10 protein-coding genes are annotated in these 6,127 nt (G+C 66.9%); 5 read left to right on the forward strand and 5 right to left on the reverse strand.

Annotated features, from left to right (window positions below; all coding sequences use genetic code 11):
* Nucleotides 1-67: 67 nt before the first annotated feature.
* From Q0326_RS13000 to Q0326_RS13010, 3 genes are read left to right on the forward strand one after another with little or no spacing between them, the layout of a single operon-like run.
* Nucleotides 68-700 carry a carbonic anhydrase gene (locus Q0326_RS13000; protein ID WP_298691138.1) on the forward strand — a complete coding sequence of 211 codons (633 nt, stop codon included), beginning with the start codon at nt 68-70 and terminating at the stop codon, nt 698-700.
* Nucleotide 701: 1 nt separating this feature from the next.
* Nucleotides 702-1,613, forward strand: coding sequence for a DMT family transporter (locus tag Q0326_RS13005; RefSeq protein WP_298691140.1), 912 nt, complete (start codon nt 702-704; stop codon nt 1,611-1,613).
* 50 nt (nt 1,614-1,663) lie between these two features.
* Complete coding sequence (locus tag Q0326_RS13010; protein ID WP_298691142.1) at nt 1,664-2,098, forward strand: hypothetical protein; 435 nt, start codon at nt 1,664-1,666, stop codon at nt 2,096-2,098.
* A 121-nt stretch (nt 2,099-2,219) separates the two neighbouring features.
* Here the strand turns inward: Q0326_RS13010 and Q0326_RS13015 are convergent, their stop codons facing one another.
* The gene (locus Q0326_RS13015) at nt 2,220-2,675 is read right to left on the reverse strand and encodes a DUF1465 family protein (RefSeq protein ID WP_298691144.1); all 456 of its coding nucleotides are present in this window, start codon (nt 2,673-2,675) and stop codon (nt 2,220-2,222) included.
* A gap of 204 nt (nt 2,676-2,879) precedes the next feature.
* Between Q0326_RS13015 and Q0326_RS13020 the strand changes: the two genes are divergently transcribed.
* The gene (locus Q0326_RS13020; RefSeq protein ID WP_298691146.1) at nt 2,880-3,338 is read left to right on the forward strand and encodes an Hsp20 family protein; all 459 of its coding nucleotides are present in this window, start codon (nt 2,880-2,882) and stop codon (nt 3,336-3,338) included.
* Nucleotides 3,339-3,405: 67 nt separating this feature from the next.
* Here Q0326_RS13020 and Q0326_RS13025 read toward each other — a convergent pair whose 3' ends face one another.
* Complete coding sequence (locus Q0326_RS13025; RefSeq protein WP_298691148.1) at nt 3,406-3,603, reverse strand: DUF465 domain-containing protein; 198 nt, start codon at nt 3,601-3,603, stop codon at nt 3,406-3,408.
* 231 nt (nt 3,604-3,834) lie between these two features.
* Between Q0326_RS13025 and Q0326_RS13030 the strand changes: the two genes are divergently transcribed.
* A complete protein-coding gene (locus Q0326_RS13030; protein WP_298691150.1) occupies nt 3,835-3,990 on the forward strand; it encodes a YdcH family protein in 156 nt (51 codons plus the stop codon).
* Nucleotides 3,991-4,168: 178 nt separating this feature from the next.
* On the opposite strand, the gene Q0326_RS13035 is transcribed toward Q0326_RS13030, so the two are convergent.
* From Q0326_RS13035 to Q0326_RS13045, 3 genes are all read right to left on the reverse strand, one after another.
* The gene (locus Q0326_RS13035) at nt 4,169-4,558 is read right to left on the reverse strand and encodes a PilZ domain-containing protein (protein ID WP_298691152.1); all 390 of its coding nucleotides are present in this window, start codon (nt 4,556-4,558) and stop codon (nt 4,169-4,171) included.
* Between the two features lie 104 nt (nt 4,559-4,662).
* Nucleotides 4,663-5,118, reverse strand: coding sequence for an RNA polymerase-binding protein DksA (gene dksA / locus Q0326_RS13040; RefSeq protein ID WP_298691154.1), 456 nt, complete (start codon nt 5,116-5,118; stop codon nt 4,663-4,665).
* A gap of 632 nt (nt 5,119-5,750) precedes the next feature.
* Nucleotides 5,751-6,127: hypothetical protein (locus Q0326_RS13045; RefSeq protein ID WP_298691156.1), on the reverse strand; the 377-nt coding region annotated here is incomplete at its 5' end.

Genomic DNA, 6,127 nt, shown 5'->3' on the forward strand with positions numbered 1-6,127 from the left:
GACTTGTCCAACCGCACTCGCTTCCTCTAGGGGCGGCGCGACGAACGCAGCACGAACGGAGGCAGGATTGTCCGGCTTTGACTCGCTCCTCGACGGCTATCGCCGCTTCCGCGCCCACGACTGGAAGCGCCAGCGCGCGCGCTGGACCGAACTTGCCGACGGGCAGAGCCCCGCCACACTCGTGATCGCCTGTTCGGACAGCCGCGTCGACCCGGCGCAGATCTTCGATGTGTCGCCGGGCGAGATCTTCGTCGTGCGCAACGTCGCCAATCTCGTGCCTCCGTTCGAGCGTGACAGCAGCCGTCACGGCGTCTCGGCCGCGGTCGAGTTCGCGGTGACGCAAATCCCGGTTTCCGAAATCGTCGTGCTCGGTCACGAATATTGCGGCGGCTGCCGCGCCGCGATGACGCGCGCCTTTGCAGGCGCCGAACCCGGCGCCGGCGGGTTCATCGCGCATTGGGTCGACATGCTCGACGCGGCGCGCGACACGGTCGTCGCGGGCCATGGCCAGGGCGAGGCCGCCGAGCGCGCGCTCGAACATGAGGCGGTCAAGGTCAGCCTCGCCAACCTGCGCTCCTTCCCCTTCGTGGCGGCGGCCGAGGCGGCGGGCACGTTGACCCTGCGCGGCGCCTGGTTCGGCATCCGCGAAGGCGAGCTCAAGCTGCTCGACGAAGCCAGCGGCGCGTTCAGCCCGGCCTGATGTGACGGCTGCCGGTTTCAGGGCACGGCTGCCCGATCTTGCTCTCTGGGCGGTCGCGTGCATCTGGGGCGGCACCTTCCTTGTCACCCGGATCGCGCTCGCGGCGGGCTGCGGCCCCTATTTCTTCGTCGGGCTGCGCTTCGGCGCGGCGACGGTCGCGACCATGCTATTGTTGCGCGGCCGGCTTCGCGGTGCGACGCGGCAGGATTGGATCGCCGCGGTCGCGATCGGTGTGCCGATGGCGGCGGGCTATCTGCTTCAAACCGGTGGGCTACAATCGGTGTCGTCGAGCATGTCGGCGTTCCTGACCGCGCTATATGTGCCGCTGGTGCCGCTGATCCAATGGGCCGCGCTCAAGCGCGCGCCGGCGCCGCTGAGCTGGATCGGGATCGCGCTGGCCTTTGCCGGCTTGGTGGTGATCGCGCATCCATGGGACGCGTCCTTCGGCTTCGGTGCGGGCGAATGGATGACGCTGGCGAGCGCGGTCGCCTTTTCGGGCGAGATCATCCTGATCGGCCGCTTCGCGACGCGGATCGACGCGGGCCGGGTCGCCGCGATCGATCTCGCCATCGTCTCGGCCGCCGGGTTCGCCGCGATGCCGTTCGCGGGCGAGCAGCTGCCGCCGGTCTCGCCGACCCTGCTCGTCTGCGGTCTCGGCCTCGGGGTCGCCAGCGCCTTCATCCAGCTCGCGATGAACTGGGCCCAGCGCACGGTATCGCCGACCCGCGCAACGCTGATCTATGCTTCCGAGCCGGTGTTTGCCGGCGCGCTCGGCCGGATCGCGGGCGAGCGGCTGGGCGCCTCGGGATGGCTAGGGGCGGCGCTGATCCTCGGCGGTGTGATCGTCAGCGAGCTCAGGCCCCGCCGCTGGCAGGCATCGCCCGAAGCAGCCGGCGGAACGTCACTGCCGTAACGTTCGTTAGGGCCGTCATCGCTTTTCAGAGCGATCGAAGGAGAGACCCTATGATCCGTATCCCCCTCGCGATGCTCGCCGCCGGCGCGTTTGCCGTCGCCGCACCTGCCCTCGCGCAGACCGATCCGCACCAGCCCGCCAATGACGGCTCGGCGGCGTCCTCGATGACCGTACCCCCCGGCCAGATCGCGCCGGGCGCCGATCCGGGCACGAGCTCTGCCAATGCCGGCGGCGGCAGCGTCATCCAGCAGACCCAGGCGGGCAACGCCGCCAACCAGGCGCAATATCAGTCGGATCTCGCGGCCTATAACAGCGCCATGCGGGCGCACGGCCATCAGGTTGCCAGCCAGGACGTCCATTACGCGCATCAGCAACAGGCCTATGCCGAGGCGATGGAAGCCTGGCGCATCCAGGACGCGGCCTGCAAGCGTGGCCATCAGCGTGCGTGCAATGCGCCGTCGCCTGATCCGGCCAATTTCTACTGATCAACGTATCGCGCTAGCTGCCTGATGCCGTTCGCGCCGAACGTGTCGACGTACCGCCCTTGCTCAGAGAGGTCGGTGCCTCCGGCAGGTTCGGCGCGGACGGCTCAATCACGCCGGCGATTTAGAAGGCCCCCTCGAGTCGCTGCATCAATGACCGCGCCGGGCTTTCCGCGATCTCCGGCCGACCCAGTTCCGCGTCGAGCCGCTGCACGCGCTCGTAAAGCTCGGCGGTCGCATTGATCAGCTGCTGCGCCGTCGCGGGCAGGCACTCCGCCATGTCGGCGTCGCTGCCCGGCCCACGCCCGAGCCGCCGGTTCGGCGCCGTACCCTGCGTGGCGCTGATCTCGCCGGCCGCGACCGCCTTTCGGACGAGCAGCCAGGCAATGACATGCATCAGCCGCGTCGTCACCCGGAGCGACTCGCAGGAAAAGCCGACGCGATCGATCGGCGCCAGCCGATCGCGCTCGACCCGGCCGCCGACGTCGAAATAGCTCCTCGCTTCGTCCGCGAGGAGCATGGCCTCGACGTATAGCGTGTCGACCAGCCTGCGGCTCAGCCTGTCAGGAAAAGCGTGCATCTTCCTTCGGACCTGCCATGCCGCGAGAGCGCGTGGAACAGCTGGATCTGGCCTACCGTCCCAGCCTTGCACACCTCTTGAAACCGAGCCGGGCGCCGACCATTTTGCCGTGGTCGAGGCGTCGCCATTCGGGGCGCCGAGACCGGCCTGGCGGATCGTCCGCGGGCCTCCTTTGGTCATTCGCTTTGAAAGAGGTCTGAACCTATGCGTACCCTGGATTTCGCGCCCCTGCTGCGCTCGTCGATCGGCTTCGAGAACCTCAATCGGCTGGTCGATTTCGCAACCCGCGGCGATGGCGACGCCTACCCCCCCTATAATATCGAGAAGCTTGCCGAAGATGCCTACCGCATTTCGATGGCGGTCGCCGGCTTCGCGCGCGACGAACTCGAACTCACTGTGCAGGACAATATGCTCGTCGTGATCGGCAAGACCGACAAGCCCGAAGAGGTGGAGCGCCAGTTCCTCCATCGCGGCATCGCCAAGCGCGCGTTCGAACGCCGCTTTCAGCTCGCCGACACGATCAAGGTGACCGGCGCCGGCTATAGCGACGGGCTGCTCAATATCGAGCTCAAGCGCGAGGTGCCCGAGCATAAAAAGCCTCGCCGCATCGCCATCGATGGCGAGGCATTCGAGGCCGAGCCCCAGGTGCTCGCTGCTGCGTGATGCCGCGATAGGCAGCGCACGACAGCATGAAGGGTCGGTCCGGTTCGCCGGTCCGGCCCTTTCTGCGTCAGGCGATGATGTCGGGGATCAGCGCGTCGCCAAGCTGAGAGATCTCATCCTTGATGCGGAGCTTGCGCTTCTTGAGCCGGGCGATCTGGAGCTGGTCGGGCTGTGCGACGAGGCCGAGCGCGACAATTGCCGCGTCGAGGTCGCGATGCTCGGTGCGCAGTGCGGCGAGCTTGTGGCCGATATCATCCGCGTCCATCGCTCGATCCCTGTACGCCTGGCCGTGCGACGCGCGGCATGGTCATCGGGATGCCCCGACAGGCCTGGTCAGGCAAGCCGGATCGTCAAGCCGCCGCGCCGTGCACTGTCACGGAATCGACTTGTCGCAGCGCAGCGGGCAGTCCGTCGCTTACGACCTTTGTTGACGAGACATAAATCCATTTGGGTGGTTTACTGATCGGTGCTGACCAAGCCAACAAGGAGGTTCCCTATGAACAGTCCGCATTCCAACGCTTTGGTTTCTCGTCACGCGGGGCTCGACGCCCGAATCGCCGACGAATCGCGACGCCCCAATCCCGATGCGAGCATCCTCGCCGCGCTTAAGAAGCAGAAGCTGAGGATCAAGGAAGCCCTGACCGGCCTGTAGATCCTGTTCGCGGTCCGCACGCGCGTCAGCAGCGCGGCGGGCCGCACGCTCTCTAAGCAAAATGTATCGACCGGCCAGCAGGCGCACGCGAGCATTCACAGTCGCTCGCGTTGCGGCGCCGGCTCGATGTCGCATAATAGAAATCGATGACGAGGACCGATCGCGACGGGTCCGTCCCTCAGCGGGGCTTGAGCCCCGGACGCCGAAAATCGTTGGTCGCGTGCCGGAACACGTCGTCGCCCTTGGGCTTGGCTTTGCGCGCGCGCGCCTTGTCGATCGGATGATCGAAGGCGACTCCGATCCGGCCCGCCTCCGCCCACGCGACCGATCCGCTCAGCGTCCCGATCGTCTCGAGGATCACGTCGACGCGCATGCCGGTACGATAGCCGTCGGAGGCATCCGCCATCAGGCCGCCCGAGGACACATTGCGCACACGAACGGTGTCGCCCTCGCTGCTGCTGCCTTCGGGGCGCAGCCGCGCAAGCACGAACAGGCTGTCGCGCGCGTCGCGACGCTGCGAATCGGGGCCGGCTTCCGGCACATGACTACCGATCGGACTTTCTTCCACCTAAGCTTGTCCCGCGATTCTGAAGCAACGCTGCGATCGTACGCCGACCCACCGTAACGGCCAATCCGTCGCCAAAAACTTAATTGGTTGGTGCGCCGACCGGATCAATCGTCGCGCGAGATCTTTTCGTTGCGCTCATGCTTTTCCTGCGCCTCGACGGTCATCGTCGCGATCGGCCTCGCCTCGAGCCGGGCGAGCGAAATCGGCTCGCCGGTCACCTCGCAATAGCCATATTCGCCCTCGTCGATGCGGCGCAGCGCGGCGTCGATCTTGGAGATCAGCTTGCGCTGGCGGTCACGCGTGCGCAATTCGATCGACCAGTCGGTTTCGCTCGAGGCGCGATCGGTGATGTCGGGTTCGCGCAGCGAGTCGGTCTGTAGCTGCGCCAGCGTCTCCTTGGCCTCGACCAGGATCGACTCCTTCCAGAGCAGCAGCTTGCGCCGGAAATAGGCGCTTTGCCGTGGCCCCATGAAAGGCTCGTCCGAAGTGGGCCGATAGTCCTCGGGAAGAGCAGCCGCCCCCGGCTTACGCTCCTCCACGGTATCCAGCGCCGTCGCCATGCAACTCTCCGCTCCAATCGGAGCCTTCGGCCAGGACGATTACCGCCCGGACACGAGATGCTCCTGTCCCCGGGCCGGCCCTATACCGAGACGCGCGAACCGGCACAAGCGCGAGGGCATGCGACAAATGGCGGTTGGACAACGACAAAGTCCCGGTGCTGCAAAGCGGCCACGCTGTGTGCACGCGATAGTGATGCAAAACGGGACATCGCGGCACTATCCGGCAAAACCCGCGCTTTCCAATCGTGTCGCATCAAGCGAAGAACGATCAGAAGCGTGCGATTAACGTATAGTTTGTATTGCCGGCGCATATAGCCGGGCAGTGCGATCCGTGAAGCGTACACCTGACCCGGGTCGCAAGTACCCGGCCAAAGAGGGGCGAGAACAGCGATGTCGGTAAGAATGGCCATCGCCAAACTGTGTGCCTGCGCATGCGGTGGTGCCGTGGTCGGCGGTGGAGCGATCCACTACGCCGAGCATCCGCATCCACGTGCCGCCTATCACCGCATCGTCGCGCACCGCGCGATCGCGGCCCGGGTGGCGCACCGTGTGACGACGACGACGACCACGTGCACACCCGGGACGGTCACCATCGCGGCGGCCGGCGCCGTGCCCGTTCCGGTCGGTGCGCCCTATGAGGGCGGCGGTTTCGGCGGTGGCGCGGTCGCGCCGGTGATCGGCGGCGGTGGATTCTTCGGCGGCGGCGGTTTCGGCGGCGGCGGCTTCTGGGGCGGCGGTGGCGGCAGCAGCGGCGGCTGGGTGGTCTCCTCGACCTCGTCGAGCTCGACCAGTGGCGCGGTAACCTCGAGCGGATCGATCACCTCGAGCACCTCGACCGGCGGTAGCTCGACCGGTGGCAGCTCGACCTCGACGGGGGGAAGCTCCACCTCGACCGGCGGCAGTTCCACATCGACGGGCGGCAGCTCGACGTCGACCGGCGGCAGTTCGGGCTCGTCGAGCAGCAGCGGATCCTCGTCGAGCAGCGGCAGTTCCTCGAGCAGCGGTAGCT

Origin of the sequence: uncultured Sphingomonas sp. (assembly GCF_937859915.1) — a bacterium.
Classification (GTDB): Bacteria; Pseudomonadota; Alphaproteobacteria; order Sphingomonadales; family Sphingomonadaceae; genus Solisphingomonas.

Bases quoted from the DNA above. Each gene is read 5' to 3' on its own strand.
- Q0326_RS13015 (WP_298691144.1), bottom strand. From the start codon at position 2,675: ATGCACGCTTTTCCTGACAGGCTGAGCCGCAGGCTGGTCGACACGCTA.
- Q0326_RS13025 (WP_298691148.1), bottom strand. From the start codon at position 3,603: ATGGACGCGGATGATATCGGCCACAAGCTCGCCGCACTGCGCACCGAG.
- Q0326_RS13010 (WP_298691142.1), top strand. From the start codon at position 1,664: ATGATCCGTATCCCCCTCGCGATGCTCGCCGCCGGCGCGTTTGCCGTC.
- dksA (WP_298691154.1), bottom strand. From the start codon at position 5,118: ATGGCGACGGCGCTGGATACCGTGGAGGAGCGTAAGCCGGGGGCGGCT.
- Q0326_RS13030 (WP_298691150.1), top strand. From the start codon at position 3,835: ATGAACAGTCCGCATTCCAACGCTTTGGTTTCTCGTCACGCGGGGCTC.
- Q0326_RS13020 (WP_298691146.1), top strand. From the start codon at position 2,880: ATGCGTACCCTGGATTTCGCGCCCCTGCTGCGCTCGTCGATCGGCTTC.